The organism is Sporosarcina koreensis, assembly GCF_001531445.1.
Classification (GTDB): domain Bacteria; phylum Bacillota; class Bacilli; order Bacillales_A; family Planococcaceae; genus Sporosarcina; species Sporosarcina koreensis_C.
In genome coordinates, this window is the sequence record NZ_LQYA01000424.1 from 1 (window position 1) to 243 (window position 243).

The 243-nt window shown below is 35.0% G+C and carries 1 protein-coding gene; it reads right to left on the bottom strand.

What is annotated here, in order from left to right:
* On the bottom strand, positions 1–243 hold a 243-nt coding region (locus AWV70_RS22720; RefSeq protein ID WP_153010124.1), incomplete at both ends, for an MFS transporter.

The window sequence follows — 243 nt, forward strand, 5'->3', positions numbered from 1 at the left end:
AAGTATGGGAAAAAAAGAATGTCCAACAAACCCAATTACCGATCCGAAGCAATTTATTATAATCCCAAATAGGAGTAACCTTTTAATGCCTAGCTGATCAGATAGCTTTCCATATAGAGCTGTTCCAATAGAAAAGGTTAACATAAAGGCTGTGTTAACCCAGTTTGTACTCGCCGGTGATTTATTAAAATCATTTGCAATATCAGGTAATGAGACGTTCAAAACCATTTCATTTAATACGCT